The organism is Pseudomonas sp. RIT411, assembly GCF_003057735.2.
GTDB classification, from domain to species: Bacteria; Pseudomonadota; Gammaproteobacteria; order Pseudomonadales; family Pseudomonadaceae; genus Chryseomonas; species Chryseomonas oryzihabitans.
In genome coordinates this window covers 105,473-123,986 of sequence record NZ_QBIZ02000002.1, presented here as the reverse complement: position 1 = coordinate 123,986, position 18,514 = coordinate 105,473, and the positions used below count along the sequence as shown (strand labels likewise).

General features: G+C 68.4%; 13 protein-coding genes and 1 tRNA gene. 8 read left to right on the top strand and 6 right to left on the bottom strand.

All coding sequences use genetic code 11. From position 1 onward, the window contains the following. Position 1: 1 nt before the first annotated feature. Complete coding sequence (gene nirB / locus DBY63_RS03280; RefSeq protein WP_108581266.1) at positions 2–2,551, bottom strand: nitrite reductase large subunit NirB; 2,550 nt, start codon at positions 2,549–2,551, stop codon at positions 2–4. Positions 2,552–3,132: 581 nt separating this feature from the next. Here nirB and DBY63_RS03275 point away from each other — a divergent pair. Beyond that, positions 3,133–7,164 carry a bifunctional nitrate reductase/sulfite reductase flavoprotein subunit alpha gene (locus DBY63_RS03275; RefSeq protein WP_108581265.1) on the top strand — a complete coding sequence of 1,344 codons (4,032 nt, stop codon included), beginning with the start codon at positions 3,133–3,135 and terminating at the stop codon, positions 7,162–7,164. Between the two features lie 9 nt (positions 7,165–7,173). Here the strand turns inward: DBY63_RS03275 and DBY63_RS03270 are convergent, their stop codons facing one another. Then, entirely contained in the window at positions 7,174–7,782 is a 609-nt protein-coding gene (locus tag DBY63_RS03270; RefSeq protein WP_231501053.1) for a TetR/AcrR family transcriptional regulator, read from the bottom strand. 145 nt (positions 7,783–7,927) lie between these two features. On the opposite strand from DBY63_RS03270, the gene DBY63_RS03265 reads away from it, so the two are divergent. After that, the gene (locus tag DBY63_RS03265) at positions 7,928–8,938 is read left to right on the top strand and encodes a hypothetical protein (protein WP_108581264.1); all 1,011 of its coding nucleotides are present in this window, start codon (positions 7,928–7,930) and stop codon (positions 8,936–8,938) included. Positions 8,939–8,948: 10 nt separating this feature from the next. Here the strand turns inward: DBY63_RS03265 and DBY63_RS03260 are convergent. From DBY63_RS03260 to DBY63_RS03250, 3 genes are all read right to left on the bottom strand, one after another. After that, positions 8,949–9,044 (bottom strand) — tRNA-Sec (locus tag DBY63_RS03260). 9 nt (positions 9,045–9,053) lie between these two features. After that, complete coding sequence (gene selB / locus DBY63_RS03255; protein ID WP_108581263.1) at positions 9,054–10,967, bottom strand: selenocysteine-specific translation elongation factor; 1,914 nt, start codon at positions 10,965–10,967, stop codon at positions 9,054–9,056. An 89-nt stretch (positions 10,968–11,056) separates the two neighbouring features. Further along, a complete protein-coding gene (locus DBY63_RS03250; protein WP_108581262.1) occupies positions 11,057–11,944 on the bottom strand; it encodes a LysR family transcriptional regulator in 888 nt (295 codons plus the stop codon). A 110-nt stretch (positions 11,945–12,054) separates the two neighbouring features. Here DBY63_RS03250 and DBY63_RS03245 point away from each other — a divergent pair, with 110 nt between their 5' ends. After that, a complete protein-coding gene (locus DBY63_RS03245) occupies positions 12,055–13,041 on the top strand; it encodes an aldo/keto reductase (RefSeq protein WP_108581261.1) in 987 nt (328 codons plus the stop codon). A 45-nt stretch (positions 13,042–13,086) separates the two neighbouring features. On the opposite strand, the gene DBY63_RS03240 is transcribed toward DBY63_RS03245, so the two are convergent. Beyond that, positions 13,087–13,395: a DUF2288 domain-containing protein gene (locus DBY63_RS03240; RefSeq protein WP_044341462.1), complete on the bottom strand. Its 309-nt coding sequence runs from the start codon at positions 13,393–13,395 to the stop codon at positions 13,087–13,089. Between the two features lie 214 nt (positions 13,396–13,609). Here DBY63_RS03240 and DBY63_RS03235 point away from each other — a divergent pair, with 214 nt between their 5' ends. The 5 genes from DBY63_RS03235 (at position 13,610) to DBY63_RS03215 (ending at position 18,499) form a co-directional block, all read left to right on the top strand. Next, a complete protein-coding gene (locus tag DBY63_RS03235) occupies positions 13,610–14,731 on the top strand; it encodes a branched-chain amino acid ABC transporter substrate-binding protein (protein WP_007159570.1) in 1,122 nt (373 codons plus the stop codon). 114 nt (positions 14,732–14,845) lie between these two features. Beyond that, positions 14,846–15,769 (top strand): high-affinity branched-chain amino acid ABC transporter permease LivH, encoded by a 924-nt coding sequence (livH, locus tag DBY63_RS03230; RefSeq protein ID WP_007159571.1) that lies wholly within the window; start codon positions 14,846–14,848, stop codon positions 15,767–15,769. After that, positions 15,766–17,022 carry a high-affinity branched-chain amino acid ABC transporter permease LivM gene (locus DBY63_RS03225; RefSeq protein ID WP_007159572.1) on the top strand — a complete coding sequence of 419 codons (1,257 nt, stop codon included), beginning with the start codon at positions 15,766–15,768 and terminating at the stop codon, positions 17,020–17,022. The genes livH and DBY63_RS03225 overlap by 4 nt, the downstream gene beginning before the upstream one ends. Then, on the top strand, positions 17,019–17,786 hold the full coding sequence (livG, locus tag DBY63_RS03220; protein WP_007159573.1) for a high-affinity branched-chain amino acid ABC transporter ATP-binding protein LivG: 768 nt from the start codon (positions 17,019–17,021) through the stop codon (positions 17,784–17,786). The genes DBY63_RS03225 and livG overlap by 4 nt, the downstream gene beginning before the upstream one ends. Before the next feature lie 11 nt (positions 17,787–17,797). Beyond that, complete coding sequence (locus DBY63_RS03215) at positions 17,798–18,499, top strand: ATP-binding cassette domain-containing protein (protein ID WP_007159574.1); 702 nt, start codon at positions 17,798–17,800, stop codon at positions 18,497–18,499. Positions 18,500–18,514 lie beyond the last annotated feature (15 nt).

Here is an 18,514-nt window from a genome sequence, read left to right as displayed (position 1 = left end):
GTCAGGCCTCCTCGGTCAGGTTGATCAGGTGCAGTTCGCCGTGGCGCGCCGGCCGACGCTGGCCACGCTCCTTGACGAAATGGATGTCCGGGTCGCTGCCGCGCTGGTTGACGAAGGTACGGAAGCGCTTGAGCTTGTCCGGGTCGTTCAGGGCGTTGGCCCATTCGCATTCGTAGCGATCCACCACCAGCTGCATCTGGGCTTCCAGCTCGGCGCCCAGGCCCAGGCTGTCGTCGATGATCACCTGCTTGAGGTAGTCCAGCCCGCCTTCCAGGGACTCGCGCCACACCGAGGTGCGCTGCAGGCGGTCGGCGGTGCGGATGTAGAACATCAGCAGCCGGTCGATGTAGCGGATCAGCGTCTCGTCGTCGAGGTCGGTGGCGAATAGCTCGGCGTGGCGCGGGCGCATGCCGCCGTTGCCGCAGACATAGAGATTCCAGCCGTTCTCGGTGGCGATCACGCCGATGTCCTTGCTCTGGGCCTCGGCGCACTCGCGGGTGCAGCCGCTGACCGCGAACTTGAGCTTGTGCGGGGCGCGCAGGCCCTTGTAGCGATGCTCGATGTCCAGCGCCATCTTGACGCTGTCCTGCACCCCGTAGCGGCACCAGGTACTGCCGACGCAGCTCTTCACCGTGCGGGTCGACTTGCCGTAGGCATGGCCGGTCTCGAAGCCGGCGGCGATCAGCTCGCCCCAGATGTCCGGCAGCTCGTGCAGCTGGGCCCCGAACAGGTCGATGCGCTGGCCGCCGGTGATCTTGGTGTAGAGGTCGTATTTCTTCGCCACCTGGCCGATGGCGATCAGGCCTTCCGGGCTGATCTCGCCACCCGGGATGCGCGGCACCACCGAGTAGGTGCCGTTCTTCTGCATGTTGGCCATGAAGGTGTCATTGGTGTCCTGCAGCGGCACCAGGTGCGGATCGGTGATGGGGGCGTTCCAGCAGGACGCCAGGATGGAGCCCACCGCCGGCTTGCAGATGTCGCAGCCATGGTGCCCGCGCCCATGCCGCGCCAGGAGCTCTTCGAAGCTCTCGATACCCTCCACCCGCACCAGGTGATAGAGCTCCTGGCGGGTATGGGCGAAGTGTTCGCAGAGACTCTTGTCGACCTCGACGCCCCGGGCGATCAGCTCGTGCTCGAACACCTGCTTGACCAGCGCCGCGCAGCCGCCGCAACCGGTGGCGGCCTTGGTGCAGCTCTTGATGCCGGCCAGATCGGTGCAGCCGGCGTCGATGGCGGCGCAGACCGCGGCCTTGGTGACGTTGTGGCAGGAGCAGAGGGTGGCGGTGGCCGGCAGGGCATCGGCGCCCAGGGTCGGGGCGCCCTCGCCCACCGGCATGATCAGGCTGGCCGGATCCTGGGGCAGCGGGATGCCATTCTGGGCGTATTGCAGCAGGGCGTCGTAGTAGCTGTTGTCGCCCACCAGCACGGCGCCGAGGACGTGCTTGCCATCGGCGGACACCACCAGGCGGCGGTAGCTGGCGCTGGCTTCGTCGATGTAGCGATAGCTGCGCGCGCCGGGCGTGGCGCCGTGGGCATCACCGATGGAGCCCACGTCCACGCCCAGCAGCTTGAGCTTGGTGGACATGTCGGCGCCGGTGAAGGGCGTGGCCTGACCGTGGCAGAGGGTGGCGGCCACCAGGCGCGCCATCTGGTAGCCCGGGGCGACCAGGCCGAAGATGCTGCCGTTCCAGGCGGCGCACTCGCCGATGGCATGGATGAAGGGGTCGCTGGTCAGGCAGCCGTTGTCCACGGCCACCCCGCCGCGGGCGCCGAGTTCCAGGCCGCAGCCGCGGGCCAGGGCGTCCTGGGGGCGGATGCCGGCGGAGAACAGGATCAGGTCGGTCTCGAGGAAATCCTCGCCGGCGAAGTTCATGCGGTAGCGGTACTCGCTGCCGGCGGTGATGTTCTGGGTAGCCTTGGACAGGTGCACGCCCACGCCCAGGTCCTCGATGCGCTGGCGCAGGGCGGCGCCGCCGAGGTCGTCCAGCTGTACCGGCATCAGCCGCGGGGCGAATTCCACCACATGGGCTTCCAGGCCCAGGGATTTCAGCGCATTGGCCGCTTCCAGGCCGAGCAGGCCACCGCCCACCACCACGCCGCGGCGTGCCCGGGCGGCGGCCAGGCGGATGGTGTCCAGGTCGTCCAGGGTGCGATAGACCAGGCGCGAATCGCCCTCGGCGCCCTCGATGGGCGGCACGAAGGGATAGGAACCGGTGGCCAGCACCAGGCGGTCGTAGCCAAAGGCGCCCTCGGGGGTCAGCACCTCGCGCTGCTCGCGGTCGATGGCGGTCACCGCGCAGCCCAGGTGCAGCACCAGGCCGGGCACGGCATAGAGGCCGGCTTCGCTCATGGCCAGGGATTCGGCATCGCGACCGGCGAAGTACTCGGAGAGATGGACCCGGTCATAGGCGCGCTGGCGCTCTTCGCCGAAGACATGGATCTCGTAGTGGTCCAGGGCGCCGGCCGCCAGCAGCTGCTCGACGAGGTGATGGCCGACCATGCCGTTGCCGACGACGATCAGGCGTTCTTTGCGGGTCACGATGCTGTTCATGGAGGCTATCCCCCGGCCGAGGCCAATCAGGTTGATTCGCGGCAAATAAAAAGGCGCCTGAAACCTTGCGGTCTCAGGCGCCTTTGCCTGTTCTAGTAGGGAGGAGCCCTTGGCTCTGCTCCGTGCCCGTCGCCTGCAGTGGCTGTCGATCGCCGTTGATCGACCGGGCGACCCGGATGGGCGGGTCTGCGAGAGCTTTTGCATCGGTTGTGCCAGTTTCGTCGGCTGGCCCGCAGATCGGCCACTGGCGCGGGCTGCAGCCCGCCAAGCGGCTTGCTGGCGCCGGTCCGGACGGCTGCCGACTGGAACCACAACGGTGCAAGGCAGGGTCGGCCTGCCCTGTCCCGGCGCATCTCGACCGCCAGGGCAGCGACCCCGCCAGGCGCCACCGCCACCCCGCCAGGCCAACAGTCATGCGCTCCCCGCGCGCACCGGACCAAGCTGGCGCGAGCCTTGCTAAATCCCTGGCATGGAGCGGTCAACGTCGATCGCCCCCTTCACGACAAAGGCGCCGTGTTCGCCTCCCTCCGGGGAGCGCGACCGGCGCCTTTTCGCTTTCTGGTTTTCGAAGGATCCTTGCCATGACCACTACCCACCTCAAGAGCGTCTGCCCCTACTGCGGCGTCGGCTGCGGGATCGTCATGCAGGTGGAAGACGGTCGGGTCACCAAGGTCAGCGGCGATCGCGACCACCCCGCCAACCGCGGCCGCCTCTGCACCAAGGGCAGCACCAGCCACCAGGCGCTGGTGGACAGCGGACGCATGGAGCAGGCCTATGTCCGCCACGACCGCTCCCACGAACCGGTGCAGACCGGGCTGGAGCAGGCCGTCGCCGTCACCGCCGAGCGCCTGCGCGCCATCCTCGACCGCGACGGACCCGACGCCATCGCCTTCTATGTGTCCGGGCAGATGTCACTGGAGGCCCAGTACCTGGCGAGCAAGCTGGCGCGGGGCTTCATCGGCACCAACCAGCTCGAATCCAATTCCCGCCTGTGCATGGCCAGTGCCGGCACCGGCTACAAGCTGTCCCTCGGCGCCGACGGTCCGCCCGGTTCCTATGACGACCTCGACCGCGCCGACCTCTTCCTGGTCAGCGGCGCCAACATGGCCGACTGTCATCCCATCCTCTTCCTGCGGCTGCTGGACCGGATCAAGCGCGGCGCCCGGCTGATCGTCGTCGATCCCCGGCGCACCGCCACCGCCGAGAAGGCCGATCTCTTCCTGCAACTGCGTCCGGGCACCGATCTGCTGCTGCTCAATGGCCTCTTGCATCTGCTGCACGCCGAGGGCTATCTGGACGAAGCCTTCATCGCCGCCCATACCGAGGGCTGGGCGGACATGCCGGCCTTTCTCGCCGACTACAGCCCGGCGCGCGTGGCCGCCGGGACGGGGCTGGCCGAGGCGGACATCCGCACCGCGGCGCGCTGGATCGGCGAGGCCGGTGAATGGACCAGTCTCTGGACCATGGGCCTGAACCAGAGTACCCACGGCACCTGGAGCACCAACGCCCTGTGCAACCTGCACCTGGCCACCGGCAAGATCTGCCGTCCCGGCAGCGGCCCCTTCTCCCTGACCGGCCAGCCCAATGCCATGGGCGGACGCGAGATGGGCTACATGGGGCCTGGCCTGCCCGGCCAGCGCAGCCTGCTGTCCGCCGCCGACCGCGCCTTCGTCGAGCGTGCCTGGAAGATTCCGGAAGGCACCCTGCACACCCGCCTGGGCCAGGGCACCGTCGCCCTGTTCGAGGACCTGGCCGCCGGCACCGTGAAGGCCTGCTGGATCATCTGCACCAATCCGGTGGCCAGCGTGGCCAATCGCGACACGGTCATCCGCGGGCTGCAGGCCGCCGAACTGGTGATCACCCAGGACGCCTTTCTCGACACCGAGACCAACAGATACGCCGACATCCTCCTGCCCGGCGCGCTCTGGGCCGAGGCCGACGGAGTGATGATCAATTCCGAGCGCAACCTGACCCTGGCCCCCCAGGCCGTCACCCCGCCCGGCGCGGCCCGCGCCGACTGGCAAATCATCGCCGACGTGGCCTGCGCCCTGGGCTATGGCGAACACTTCACCTACGCCTCGGCCGCCGAGGTGTTCGACGAGATCAGGCAGTTCCACAACCCCCAGACCGGCTACGACATCCGTGGCGCCAGCCATGCCCGGCTGCGCGAGACCCCGCTGCAATGGCCCTGCCCCAGCGCAGAGAGCGATCCGCGCCAGCCGATCCGCTATCGCAACGACGGCCGCAGCCAGACCCTGCGCCTGGACGAGACCGGCGAACCCAGCGCGCTCAACTTCGCCACCCCCAGCGGCAAGGCGCAATTCTTCGCTCGCCCGCACCTGGACCCGGCGGAATTGCCCGATGCCGACTACCCCTTCGTGCTCAACACCGGGCGTCTGCAGCACCAGTGGCACACCCTGACCAAGACCGGCAAGATCGCCGCGCTGAATCGCCTCAATCCGGCGCCCTTCGTCGAGGTACATCCCCAGGACGCCCAGGCGCTGGGGTTCAGCGCGGGCGATCGCCTGGAAATCACCTCGCGGCGCGGTCGCGCGGTGCTGCCGGTGACGATCAGCGACCGGGTCCAGCCCGGCAACTGCTTCGCCCCCTTCCACTGGGCCGACGTTCAGGGCAGCGACCTGGCCATCAATGCCGTCACCAGCGATGCCGTCGATCCGTTCTCGCTGCAACCGGAACTCAAGGTCTGCGCGGTGCGCCTGACCCGGGTCGCCACCATCCCCCACCGCCAGCTGCCGGCCGACGAGCCGGTCACCGAGAGCGTCCAGCAACCCGCCCTGGCGCGGCTGGCCGATCTCACCGGGGTCGCCACCGCGGTACGGCCCCAGCTCAGCGCGGCCGAACGCACCTACCTGGCCGGCTTCATGGACGGCCTGCGCGACGGGGGCGCCCAGGGCGTGCCCTGCCTGCCGGCCCAGGCGCCGCTGGCCGCCGACACCCGCCTCTGGCTCGATGGCCTGCTCGCCGGGCTATTCAGCCGCCTGCCGCAAAGCCAGAGTGCCGGCCTGCCCCAGACCGCTACCGCGCCGGCCGATCTGGTGGTGCTCTGGGCCTCCCAGACCGGCAACGCCGAAGCCCTGGCCGAGCGCTGCGTCGCCCGCCTGTGCCAGGCCGGCCTCACCGTCGAATTGCACGACATGGCCGCCTATGCCGTGGAACGCCTGAGCGGTGCCCGCCGCGTCCTGCTGGTGAGCAGCACCTTTGGCGACGGCGAGGCCCCGGACAATGGCCAGGCCTTCTGGCAGGGCCTCGGTCGCCTCGATGCCTCCCTCGCCGAGCTGGACTACGCCGTGCTGGCCCTGGGCGATTCCACCTACGAGCAGTTCTGTGGCCACGGCCAGCGCCTCGACGCCCGCCTGGCCGAACTCGGCGCCCGCCGTCTCTGCCCGCGGCTGGACTGCGACGCCGATGGCCTCGACGCCGCCGACGCCTGGCTGAACGCCCTGCAAGGGCAGCTGGCGCCCCAGGCCGCCCAGGTGCCCGTCGCCCCTCCGACCACGAGCGGTCGCCCGACGGCGGTGCCCGCGCGGCTGGTCATCAACCAAAGACTCAACGGTGCCGGATCGAACAAGGAGGTGCGGCTGTTCGGTTTCGAATCCGCGCAGCCCCTGACCTACCAGGCCGGCGACGCCTTGAGCGTGAAGGCGCGCAACTGCCCGGAACTGGTCGAGGAGGTGCTCGCCCTCGCCGGCCTGGACGGCGAACAAGCAGTCGCGGTGGCCAAGGTCGGCGAGCTGTCGCTGCGCCAGGCGCTGAGCGAACACTATGAGATCGCCCGTCCCAACCCCGAGACCTTGGCGCTGATCGCCGAGCGCAGTGGCGCTGCCGAGTGCCACGCCCTGCTGGGCAACCGGGATGAACTCAAGACCTGGCTCTGGGGCCGGCAACTGGCCGATGTGCTGGCGCGCTATCCCGCCCGCCACGATGCCGGCGAATTGCTCGGCAGCCTCAAGCGCCTGCAACCGCGCCTCTACTCCATCGCCTCCAGCCCCCTGGCCCATGCCGGCCAGGTGCACCTCACGGTCTCGGCGGTGCGCTACGGTCAGCGCAAGGGCGTGGCCTCCACCTTTCTCGCCGACCGTCTGCAGGACGCCACCACCGAGGTGCATGTCCAGCCTTCACGTCACTTCCGCCTACCGGACCAGGGCGACGTCCCGCTGATCATGATCGGCCCCGGCACCGGCATCGCGCCCTTCCGCGGCTTTCTCCATGAGCGGCGCGCTCGGGGCGACCAGGGCCGCAACTGGCTGTTCTTTGGCGAACAGCACGCCGCCCATGACTTCTACTACCGCGACGAACTGGAAGGCTTCCAGCGCGATGGCCTGCTGAGCGAACTGAGCCTGGCCTTCTCCCGCGACCAGGCCGAGAAGATCTATGTGCAGGATCGGCTACGCGAACGCGGTGCCGAGGTCTGGCGCTGGCTGCAGGACGGCGCCCGCGTCTATGTCTGCGGCGATGCCAGCCGCATGGCCCGGGACGTCGACCAGGCCCTGCGCCAGGTGGTGGCGACCCATGGCCACCTCAGCGACGAGGCCGCCGCCGACTATGTGCGCGAGATGAGCGAGCAGAAGCGCTATCTGAAGGACGTCTACTAGCGCCAGTCGCTACAGCACCGCGCGCACCAGGCGGGTAAAGGCCTCGATGGCCTCGCGCTCGCCCAGCGCCCCGCGCACCACGGCCGCGGCCAGGGCCTCGCCGGCGCCGACCAGGCCGATGCAGGACACCTGCAACTCCGCGGCGGACCTCGTGCTGTGCGGCGTGAGCACCGCCGCCACCATCCGGGTGCCGTGCTCCAGCAACTCCTGATACACCGCGGTCTTTTCCTCACTCCCCGCCAGGGCCGCCGCCAGCACGCCGACCTCGCCCTGCATGTCGGTCACGCAACGGATGTAGCCCTCGGCCAGCGCCGCGGTAGCCTCTTCGGCGCTCTGCTGCCGGGCCGTCATGGCCTGGCGAAAGGCATCCATCTGCGCCAGATCGAGCCAGCGATAGAGTTCGATGAGCAGCCCCGAGCGGGTACCGAAATGCTCGTAGACGACCGGTTTGGAAACGCCTGCCTGTACGGCCAGATAGCCCAGGGTCAGGCGATCCGCGCCCTCTTCCCGGACGATGAGCCGCGCTGTTTCCAGCAATTGCTGACGCCGCGCCGCCTTAGAAAGACGCCGCCCGGCACCATCGGAGATCGGTTTTTCAGGGGTGGATCGCTCTGCCATTGGTCACGTCTTCTTGCAAACCTACTAAAGGTAGGTTAATCCTGATTTAGAACCTACTCTTGGTAGGTTAACGCGGGGAGCAGCTGCTGGCCAGCTGGCGGTGCGGTCTCCGCGATCTCAGCACTGCAACCACGAGGACAGCATCATGCCACTGCAACCCATACTCCTTGCCGGCGGTTCGGGCACGGTAGGCCGCCAGGCCGTCCACTGGTTCCGCCAGCGCCAGCCTGACTGGCCGCTGCTGGTGGGGGGCCGCAACCTCGCCACGGCCGAGGACGTCGCCCAGGCCGCCGGCCAGGCCCGGGCAGTGGGCCTGGATCTCGACCAGCCGGGGCTGGGACTGGATCCCGCCCTCACCCCGGCAGCCATCATCATGCTGGCACCGGATCAGGCCCTGCACGGCCTGAGCCTCGCCCAGCGCCTGGGCATCCCCTATCTCAATGCCAACACCGGCGTCACCGAACTGGGGCCGGAAGTCGCCCAGTTCATGCACCACCCCGGCGCCCATGCCCTGGTGCTGTCCAGTCACTGGGCTTCGGGCGCCGCCCTGGCGCTGGCGCTCGATCTCGCCCGCCGCTTCACCCGGGTCGCGGCCATTGGAGTAGAGGTCTTGCTGGATGAGGAAGACCCGGCCGGTCCCCTGGCCTGGGAGGATATGGCGCGGGTGCACAGCGCGGCGCCCGCGGCCCTGGCGTTTCGGCATGGGCGCCGCCACTGGCTGAGCGGTGCCGACCTGCAGGGCAGCGTCACGGCGCTGGACGGTCGCACGCTGGCCGCCACGGCCTTTGGCTCCATCGATCTGTTGAGCCTCTGGGCCACCACCGCCGCGCCGGAGCTCCGCTTCGACATCGCCATGGGCGAGTCCTCCAGCCGGCGGCGGGGCGCGGAAACGGCGGCCGAGATCGCGGTCAAGGTGACCGGCGAAAGGGACGGCCAGACCACCACCGCACGGTCCGTGCTGGAATTCAGCCAGGGGCAGGCCTCGCTGACTGCCCTCGGGCTGGTGCTGTCGCTGGAGCGGGCGCTGGGCCTGGTGGGCGGTAGACCGCTGCCGGCAGGTCTCTATATGCCCGAACAGCTCTGGGCGGCCGACTGGTTTCTGCAGGAGTTGCAGCGGGAGGGCGCGGTGCTGCATCACCCGGTGGACGGGTACTGAGCTCAGGAAATGGCGGAAGGCAGTGGGAGTCGAACCCACCCGGGAACGGCTGCCGTCCCCAACCGGGTTTGAAGCCCGGCCACGCCACCGGGCGTGATTGCCTTCCTCTGTTGCGCTAGCCCTCGGCGGCGCGGGCCCAGGCGCTGTCCGGGCGGACCCGGCGCTCGTCGCCGAAGCGACGGGTGAAACCGATGCGATCCAGGCATTCGAGGATCTGGATGCTGCGCTTGCGACCGATGCCGAGGGCATCGCGAAAGGCCGCGGCGCGAATGATCCCTGCTTCGCGCTCCAGGCGCAATGCCTCACTGGCCGCGGCTTCCAGACTGGCCTGGGGATAGAAGAGATCCTTGACCACCTGGGTCAGTTCCCCCAGCCGGGCCAGTTTGCGCAGCAACAGGCGCACCTCGGCCTCGGGCTGACCCAGGCTCTTGGCGAGATCGCGCGTCCAGGGCGGATCGAAGCGCTGGGCCTCCAGCAGCGGCCAGAGCCGGGCCTTGAGCCCCTCCTCCGCTTCGGTGAGGCGTACCCGGTGATCGGGCAGGTGCAGCCAGGGACCACTGCTCTGCAAGCGCCCCTCGGCCAGGGCCGTCTCCAGCAGCGCCAGATAGACGGGCCGCTCCAGTTCCGGCGCGGCGATGCGGCGCAGGCGATCCCGATCCGGACCCAGTTCGTCGGGTTGCTCCTGGTGAAAGGTGGCCAGCACTGCGCCCAGGCGCTCGAGTGCCGCCTGCCACAGAGCCGCCGCGAACAGCCGCGGACCGACCCGCGTGTCCACCCTCAGGGTATCGGCGGGCAACTGCCAGTCGCCTTCGGGGCGGTTGAATTGCCGGGCCAGCAGTCGCGGATCGAGGCCGCCCGCGGCCTGGGCCAGGAGTTCGGGCAGGGCTTCCTCCAGGCCGCCCTGCCGCAGCGCCTGGAGTTGCGCCAGACGCTGCGGGGTGCGGCGATGGCGGGCCGGGGCGAAGGGATCGAGCAGCTGCGCACCGCCCAGGGTGCGCTGGGCGGACTGGTCGCGCAGCACCAGGCGATCACCGTGCACCCCGTGCAAAGGCGCATTGAGCACCAGTTGCGCCAGGGCCGTGGCACCCGGGGCGAGGCTGTCCCCTTCCAGCAGGGCGACGCGCCCGGTGAGATCCTGGGCGCCCAGGTGCACGTGCACCGGCGTCCAGTGCGTCAGGTTGCGCGCCTCGCCCGGCAGGAGGCGCAGTTCGACATCGATGCGGGTGGTGGGCGAGTGCAGCGCCTCGGCCACCAGCCAGTCGCCGCGGGCGAGGCTGTCGGTGCTCAGGCGCTCGCCCGCCAGATTGAGCGATACGCGCTGACCGGCCTGGGCGGTTTCTGCCGCGCGATTCTGCGCATGCAGCCCCCGCACCCGCAGGCGCTGGCCGCGCGGGGTGAGGATGAGCTCGTCGCCAACGGCCACCTGGCCGGCGAAGGCGGTGCCGGTGACCACCACCCCGGCCCCGGCGACGCTGAACACCCGGTCCACCGCCAGGCGAAAGCCACCGCGGACGTTGCGCTGGCGCACCTGGTCCAGGGCCGCGAGCAAGGCGGCGCGCAACGCGGGGATACCGGCGCCGCTGGGGCTGGCCACCGGATACAGCGGCGCCCCGGCGAAGGGCCCGGCAGCCAGCAGCGCACTGACCTCCTGACCCACCTGCGCCAGCCGCTCGGCGTCCACCCGATCGGCCTTGGTCAGGGCCACCCGCAGCCGGGGAATGCCGAGCAATTCGAGGATCGCCAGGTGCTCGCGGGTCTGCGGCATGACGCCATCGTCGGCCGCCACCACCAGCAGGGCCAGATCCAGGCCGCTGGCGCCGGCCAGCATGTTGTGCACGAAGCGCTCGTGGCCGGGCACGTCGATGAAGCCGGTGAGGCCGCCGTCGCCCAGATCGGCATAGACATAGCCCAGGTCGATGGTGATGCCACGCGCCTGCTCTTCACGGCGGCGGTCACCGGCGACTCCGGTGAGGGCCTGGATCAGCGCGGTCTTGCCATGGTCGATGTGGCCGGCGGTGCCGATGATCATGGGGACGGTACCAGGCGGGAGAACAGGGGCGTCATAGGGGCTCCAGGCGGCGGACTGGCGCTCAGGGTAGCGGCGCCCCGCGCGCCCGCCTAGCCGTGATGCTCGCGCAGGAAGGCCACGAAGGCGCGCAGCGGGGCTGGCAGCTGGCGGCGATCCGCGTAGTAGAGCCGCGGACCGGGAAAGGATGTGGACCAGTCCGCCAGCACTTCCACCAGGCGGCCGTCGGCCAGGGGCGCAGCCAGGTAGTCGGCGAAGGAATAGATGAGGCCGACGCCGTCGAGGGCGGCCTGCAGTTCCAGGTCGAGTGCCGAAGCCAGCAGGCGACTACCCGGCGCGACGTTGATGACCTCGCTGCCGCGCTCGAAGCTCCACTGCGCCACCAGGCCACTGGCGAAGCGATGCCCGATGCAGGAATGCCGGACCAGGTCGGCGGGATGCGCCGGTACGCCATGCTGTTCCAGGTAGGCCGGAGTTCCGGCCACGGCGAATCTCTGGGTGACCGGGCCCAGCCGCACGCTGATCATGTCGGCTTCCAGGTGCTCGTCGTAGCGCACCCCGGCATCGAAGCCAGCGGCGAGCACGTCGATCAGCCGGTCCTCGGCCACCACCTCCAGGCGAATGCCCGGATACCGGGCCAGGAAGGGGCCGATCAGCGGTGGCAGCAGCACCCGGGCGACGATGGTGGGCACATTGAGTCTCAGGCTGCCCACCGGGCTTTCGCCCTCGGCATTGATGGCGTCCAGCGCGCCACGCACCTCGCGCAGGGCCGGGGCCAGGCGTTCCAGCAGGCGCTGGCCGGCCGCGGTGGGCGTCACACTGCGGGTGGTGCGGTGCAGCAGCCGCACATCCAGTTCCCGCTCCAGCCGCCGCACCGCATCGCTCAGCGAAGAGGCGGCCACGCCACGCACATAGGCGGCGCCGCGAAAGCTGCGGGCCTCGGCCACGGCGGCGAAGGCCGCCAGGTCATCCAGATTCAAGGCGCCTCCATTGTACGGCTAGGCGAACAGGTCGTTGTGTCAGGACCGGATTATCGCACGGCACCCTGGCGACTAGAGTGAAGCCTCATCCATCTGACGAGGAATCCCTCATGCAACAGCGTCGCTTGGGCCAGCAGGGCCCCTTGGTATCCACGCTCGGTCTGGGCTGCATGGGCATGTCCGATCTCTATGGCGCCGCCGACCGTGACGAGGCCATCGCCACCGTCCAGGCCGCCCTCGAACGCGGCGTCACCCTGTTCGACACCGGTGACTTCTATGGCATGGGCCACAACGAACTGCTGCTGGGCGAAGCCCTGCGCGGTCGGCGGGAGCAGGCGCTGATCAGCGTCAAGTTCGGCGCCCTGCGCGGTCCGGGCGGCGAGTGGCTGGGCTACGACGCCAGGCCGGCGGCGATCAAGAATTTCGTCGCCTACAGCCTCAAGCGCCTGGGCGTGGACCACATCGACATCTATCGCCCGGCGCGGCTGGATCGCCAGGTGCCCATCGAGGACACCATGGGCGCCCTCGCCGAGCTGGTCCAGGCGGGCTACATCCGCCACATCGGCCTCTCGGAGGTGGGCGCCCAGACCCTGCGGCGAGCGGCCGCGGTGCACCCGGTCTGCGACCTGCAGATCGAGTATTCGCTGGTCTCGCGCGGCATCGAGGCCGAGATCCTGCCGACCTGCCGCGACCTGGGCATCGGCATCACCGCCTATGGCGTGCTCTCCCGCGGCCTGCTCAGCGGTCACTGGCGCCAACCCTCGGGCAGCGGCGACTTTCGCGCCCTCAGTCCGCGCTTCCAGCCGGGTAACGTGGAGCGCAACCTGGCGCTGGTAGAAGGCCTGAAGCAATTCGCCGAACGCCGCGGCACCACCCCGGCCCGGCTGGCGGTGGCCTGGGTCGCCGCCCAGGGCGAGGACATCGTGCCTTTAATCGGAGCCCGCCGCCGCGCTCAGCTCGACGAATCCCTCGGTGCGCTGGAGGTGACGCTGAGCGATGCGGATCGCGCCGAATTGGAACGCCTGCTACCGCCAGGCGCGGTGGCCGGCGATCGCTACGGCGAACATCAGCTGCGCGATCTCGATAGCGAACGCTGAACCACCCCCGGCAACAACGGCCCGCCTTGCGCGGGCCTTTGCGTTTCAGCGCTCGGCCGGACGCTCCTGCATCAGCACCCAGGGCGCCACCACCACCGCCCACAGCGCCACCTCGGGCGCCTCCAGCCGGCGCCGCGCGCGCGCTTCGTCGACCTTGGCCAGCTGACCCTGCTGCAGCCACAGACCCACCCGGGCGGCATCGTCCTGGGTCACGGCGATGGCCGCCTCGATCAGGTCCAGCTCGGGGGCCACTTCCAGCAGCACGCCCCGCGCAAAATGCGGTTGCAATTCTTCCCAGCCGATGGCGGCCGTCTGCCCGAGCAGGGTGGCGTAGCGCGTTGCGTGATCGGTCATGGTGCGGGCCTCGCGAAAAGGGCGGATTCTACCGTTGCCCTCCCCGCTTGCCGAGCGCCCGGACGCACGGTCGACAAGTCCGACAAGTTGTCGTCGCCAGCTTTCCAAGACGAACAGACGGTGATTAAACTGCGCGGCGCGTCATAAAGAACAAAATCGGCACATTTTCGCTTCCAACTGCCTCATTAATAAAAGCATTCCGAGTGGAGCACTCATGAAAAAGGCAACTCTGCGTTTCTCCCGCTTGGTCGCGGCCCTGGCCCTGGCCGGCATGGCCAGCCACACCCTGGCAGCCGACACCCTGAAGATCGGTCTGGCCGGCCCCAAGACCGGTCCGGTCGCCCAGTACGGTGACATGGAGTTCATTGGTGCCCAGATGGCCATCGAGCAGATCAACAAGGCCGGCGGCGTCAAGGGCAAGCAGCTCGAAGGCGTGATCTACGACGACGCCTGCGATCCCAAGCAGGCCGTGGCGGTTGCCAACAAGATCGTCAACGATGGCGTCAAGTTCGTCGTCGGCCACCTCTGCTCCAGCTCCACCCAGCCTGCCTCCGACATCTATGAGGACGAAGGCATCCTGATGGTGACCCCGGCGGCCACCAGCCCCGACATCACCAACCGTGGCTACAAGCTGATCTTCCGCACCATCGGCCTGGACAACATGCAGGGCCCGACCGCCGGCAAGTTCATCGTCGAGCACGTCAAGCCGAAGATCGTCGCGGTCATCCACGACAAGCAGCAGTACGGCGAAGGCATCGCCACCGCGGTCAAGCAGACCCTGGACAAGGCCGGCGTCAAGGTCGCCGTGTTCGAGGGCATCAACTCCGGCGACAAGGACTTCTCCTCGCTGATCGCCAAGCTCAAGCAGGCCAACGTCGACTTCGTCTACTACGGCGGCTACCACCCCGAGCTGGGCCTGATCCTGCGTCAGGCGGCCGAGAAGGGCCTAACCGCCAAGTTCATGGGTCCGGAAGGCGTGGGCAACAGCTCCATCTCCGCCATCGCCGGCAAGGCCTCCGAAGGCCTGCTGGTCACCCTGCCGCGCTCCTTCGACCAGGATCCCAAGAACCAGGCCCTGGTGCAGGCGTTCAAGGACAAGAAGCAGGATCCGAGCGGTCCCTTCGTGTTCCCCTCCTACGCCGCCGTTCAGGTCATCGCCGAAGGCATCGCCAAGGCGGGCGACGAGAAGCCCGAGGACGTGGCCAAGGCGCTGCGCAGCAACACCTTCAACACCCCCACCGGCGAGCTGGCGTTCGACGAAAAAGGCGACCTGAAGAACTTCGAGTTCGTGGTCTACGAATGGCACGCCGACGGCACCAAGACTGAAGCCAAGTAAGCCCTGCCTGTAACACCGGAGCCCACCGCCCACGGCGGTGGGCTTCGTTTATCCGCCTCCATCCGAGGCCTGGGACCTGCACCAGAAGTGCACTTGGGTCCCCTGGAGACACCCATGCCCGAGTTCTACCACTACCTGCAACAGCTGGTGAACGGCCTAACGGTCGGCAGCACCTATGCCCTGATCGCCATCGGCTACACCATGGTCTACGGCATCATCGGCATGATCAACTTCGCCCATGGCGAGGTGTACATGATCGGCTCCTACGTGGCTTTCATCGCCATCGCCGGCCTCGCCATGCTGGGCATCCACAGCCTGCCCATCGTCATGCTCGCCGCCTTCGGCGCCAGCATCATCATCGCCAGTGCTTACGGCTACAGCATCGAACGCATCGCCTATCGCCCCCTGCGCGGCGGTAACCGGCTGATCCCGCTGATCTCGGCGATCGGCATGTCGATCTTCCTGCAGAACTGGGTGCTGCTGGCCCAGGACTCCAAGGACAAGTCGATCCCCAACCTGCTGCCGGGCAACTTCATCATCGGCACCGACGCCATGAACGGCGTGGTGATCTCCTATGTGCAGGTGCTGATCTTCATCGTCACCCTGCTCACCATGTTCGGCCTGACCTGGTTCATCTCCCGCTCCCGCCTGGGCCGCGCCTGCCGCGCCTGCGCCGAGGACATCAAGATGGCCAACCTGCTGGGCATCAACACCAACGGCATCATCGCCCTGACCTTCGTCATCGGCGCCACCCTGGCCGCCGTGGCCGCGGTGCTGCTGGGCATCCAGTACGGCGTGATCAACCCGAGCCTGGGTTTCCTGGCCGGCATCAAGGCCTTTACCGCCGCCGTGCTCGGCGGCATCGGCAGCATCCCCGGCGCCATGCTCGGCGGCCTGGTGCTGGGCGTGGCCGAGGCCTTTGGCGCCGACGTCTTCGGTGACCAGTACAAGGACGTGGTGGCCTTCAGCCTGCTGGTGCTGGTGCTGCTGTTCCGCCCCACCGGCATCCTCGGTCGTCCAGAGGTGGAAAAGGTATGAGTGCCCGTCTGCGAACCGCCTTCTTCAGCGCCCTGCTGGTGCTGGCCGTCGCCTATCCCATCCTCGGCCTCAAGCTGGAGACGGTGGGCGTCAACCTCGAAGTGCACGGCGCCACGCCGCGCACCCTCTGGATCGTGGCCCTGGCCGCGGTGCTGATGTTCGTCTGGCAACTGGTGCGTGACCAGGTCACCGCCGGCTGGCGCCGCAGCGGCGGCCTGCCGTTGCCGGCCACCGGCCTGGGCACCAAGCTGACCGAACCCAAGACCCAGCGCTGGGTGATCCTCGGCCTGGTGCTGGTCGCCCTGGTGTGGCCCTTCTATGGCTCGCGCGGCGCGGTGGACATCGCCACCCTGATCCTGATCTACGTGATGCTCGGCCTCGGCCTGAACATCGTGGTGGGCCTGGCCGGTCTGCTCGACCTGGGCTACGTCGGCTTCTATGCCGTCGGCGCCTACACCTACGCCATGCTCTCCCACTACTATGGCCTGGGCTTCTGGGTGTGCCTGCCGCTGGCGGGGCTGATGGCGGCGCTGTTCGGCTTCCTGCTCGGCTTCCCGGTGCTGCGCCTGCGCGGCGACTACCTGGCCATCGTCACCCTGGGCTTCGGCGAGATCATCCGCATCCTCTTGCGCAACCTCACCGAATGGACCGGCGGTCCCAACGGCATCAGCGGCATCGACAAGCCGACCCTGTTCGGCCTGACCTTCGAACGCCGCGCACCCGAGGGCATGACGCCCTTCCACGAGTACTTCGGCATCCCCTACAACTCCGAATACAAGGTGATCTTCCTCTACCTGATCGCCCTGCTGCTGGTGCTGCTGACCCTGTTCGTGATCAATCGCCTCCTGCGCATGCCCATCGGTCGCGCCTGGGAAGCCCTGCGCGAAGACGAGATCGCCTGCCGCGCCCTGGGGCTGAACCCCACGCTGATCAAGCTCTCGGCCTTTACCCTAGGCGCCTGCTTCGCCGGTTTCGCCGGCAGCTTCTTCGCCGCCCGCCAGGGCCTGGTGTCGCCGGAATCCTTCACCTTCATCGAATCGGCCATCATCCTGGCCATCGTGGTGCTGGGCGGCATGGGTTCCCAGCTCGGCGTGATCCTCGCGGCCATCGTGATGATCCTCTTGCCGGAGCTGATGCGCGAATTCAGCGAATACCGCATGTTGATGTTCGGCCTGCTGATGGTCGTGATGATGATCTGGCGTCCGCAAGGCCTGCTCCCGATGCAACGCCCGCACCTGGAGTTGCGCAAATGAGCCAAGCCCTTCTCGATGTCTCCGGCCTGTCCATGAGGTTCGGCGGCCTGCTGGCCGTCAACGGCGTCAACATCCGTGTGGAACAGGGCCAGGTGGTCTCGCTGATCGGTCCCAACGGTGCCGGCAAGACCACGGTGTTCAACTGCCTGACCGGCTTCTACCGGCCCAGCGGCGGCGAGATCCTCCTGCGCGGCGAGGCCATCCAGGGCCTGCCCGGGCACAAGATCGCCCGCAAGGGCGTGGTGCGGACCTTCCAGAACGTCCGCCTGTTCAAGGAAATGACCGCGGTGGAGAACCTGCTGGTGGCCCAGCATCGCCACCTCAACACCGGCTTCCTGGCCGGTCTGTTCAAGACCCCGGCCTTTCGCAAGAGCGAAGCCGAGGCCATGGACTACGCGCGCTTCTGGCTGGAGCAGGTCAACCTCACCGAGTTCGCCAACCGTAACGCCGGCAACCTCGCCTACGGCCAGCAGCGCCGCCTGGAAATCGCCCGCTGCATGATGACCCGCCCGCAGATCCTCATGCTCGACGAGCCGGCCGCCGGTCTCAACCCGCGCGAGACCGAGGACCTCAAGGCGCTCATCGCCCTGCTGCGCGCCGAGCACGGCGTCACCGTGCTCTTGATCGAGCACGACATGCACCTGGTAATGAGCATTTCCGACCACATCGTGGTGATCAACCAGGGTACCCCCCTGGCCGACGGGACGCCGGAGCAGATCCGCAACAACCCCGACGTGATCAAGGCCTACCTGGGCGAATCCTGATGGAGACCTCCATGCTGCAGTTCGACAACGTCTCCACCTTCTACGGCAAGATCCAGGCGCTGCATGGCGTCAGCGTGCAGGTGAACCGGGGCGAGATCGTCACCCTGATCGGCGCCAACGGCGCCGGCAAGTCCACCCTGCTGATGACCCTCTGCGGCACCCCGCGCGCCCATGGCGGCAGCATCCGCTACGAAGGCGAGGAACTGGTCGGCCAGGAAACCGCGCAGATCATGCGCAAGGGCATCGCCGTGGTGCCGGAAGGCCGCCGGGTGTTCGCCCGCCTGACCGTGGAAGAGAACCTGGCCATGGGCGGCTTCTTCACCGACAAGCACGCCTATGACCGCCAGCTGGAGAAGGTCCTCGGCCTCTTCCCGCGACTCAAGGAGCGCTATGCCCAGCGCGCCGGCACCATGTCCGGCGGCGAGCAGCAGATGCTCGCCATCGGCCGGGCGATGATGAGCGAGCCGCGCCTGCTGCTGCTCGACGAGCCCTCCCTGGGCCTGGCACCCATCATCATCCAGCAGATCTTCGAGATCATCGAGCAACTGCGCCAGGATGGGGTGACGGTGTTCCTGGTCGAGCAGAACGCCAACCAGGCGCTCAAGCTGGCCGACCGCGGCTATGTGCTGGAGAACGGCCGCATCGTCATGCAGGACAGCGGCGCCGAATTGCTGGCCAACCCGGACGTGCGCAAGGCCTATCTGGGCGGTTGAGCATGTCCTCGCTGC

Excerpts from the sequence above, each read along its gene's own strand:
- nirB (WP_108581266.1), bottom strand. The coding sequence starts at position 2,551 with ATGAACAGCATCGTGACCCGCAAAGAACGCCTGATCGTCGTCGGCAAC.
- DBY63_RS03275 (WP_108581265.1), top strand. The coding sequence starts at position 3,133 with ATGACCACTACCCACCTCAAGAGCGTCTGCCCCTACTGCGGCGTCGGC.
- DBY63_RS03270 (WP_231501053.1), bottom strand. The coding sequence starts at position 7,782 with ATGGCAGAGCGATCCACCCCTGAAAAACCGATCTCCGATGGTGCCGGG.
- DBY63_RS03265 (WP_108581264.1), top strand. The coding sequence starts at position 7,928 with ATGCCACTGCAACCCATACTCCTTGCCGGCGGTTCGGGCACGGTAGGC.
- selB (WP_108581263.1), bottom strand. The coding sequence starts at position 10,967 with ATGATCATCGGCACCGCCGGCCACATCGACCATGGCAAGACCGCGCTG.
- DBY63_RS03245 (WP_108581261.1), top strand. The coding sequence starts at position 12,055 with ATGCAACAGCGTCGCTTGGGCCAGCAGGGCCCCTTGGTATCCACGCTC.
- DBY63_RS03240 (WP_044341462.1), bottom strand. The coding sequence starts at position 13,395 with ATGACCGATCACGCAACGCGCTACGCCACCCTGCTCGGGCAGACGGCC.
- DBY63_RS03235 (WP_007159570.1), top strand. The coding sequence starts at position 13,610 with ATGAAAAAGGCAACTCTGCGTTTCTCCCGCTTGGTCGCGGCCCTGGCC.
- livH (WP_007159571.1), top strand. The coding sequence starts at position 14,846 with ATGCCCGAGTTCTACCACTACCTGCAACAGCTGGTGAACGGCCTAACG.
- DBY63_RS03225 (WP_007159572.1), top strand. The coding sequence starts at position 15,766 with ATGAGTGCCCGTCTGCGAACCGCCTTCTTCAGCGCCCTGCTGGTGCTG.
- livG (WP_007159573.1), top strand. The coding sequence starts at position 17,019 with ATGAGCCAAGCCCTTCTCGATGTCTCCGGCCTGTCCATGAGGTTCGGC.
- DBY63_RS03215 (WP_007159574.1), top strand. The coding sequence starts at position 17,798 with ATGCTGCAGTTCGACAACGTCTCCACCTTCTACGGCAAGATCCAGGCG.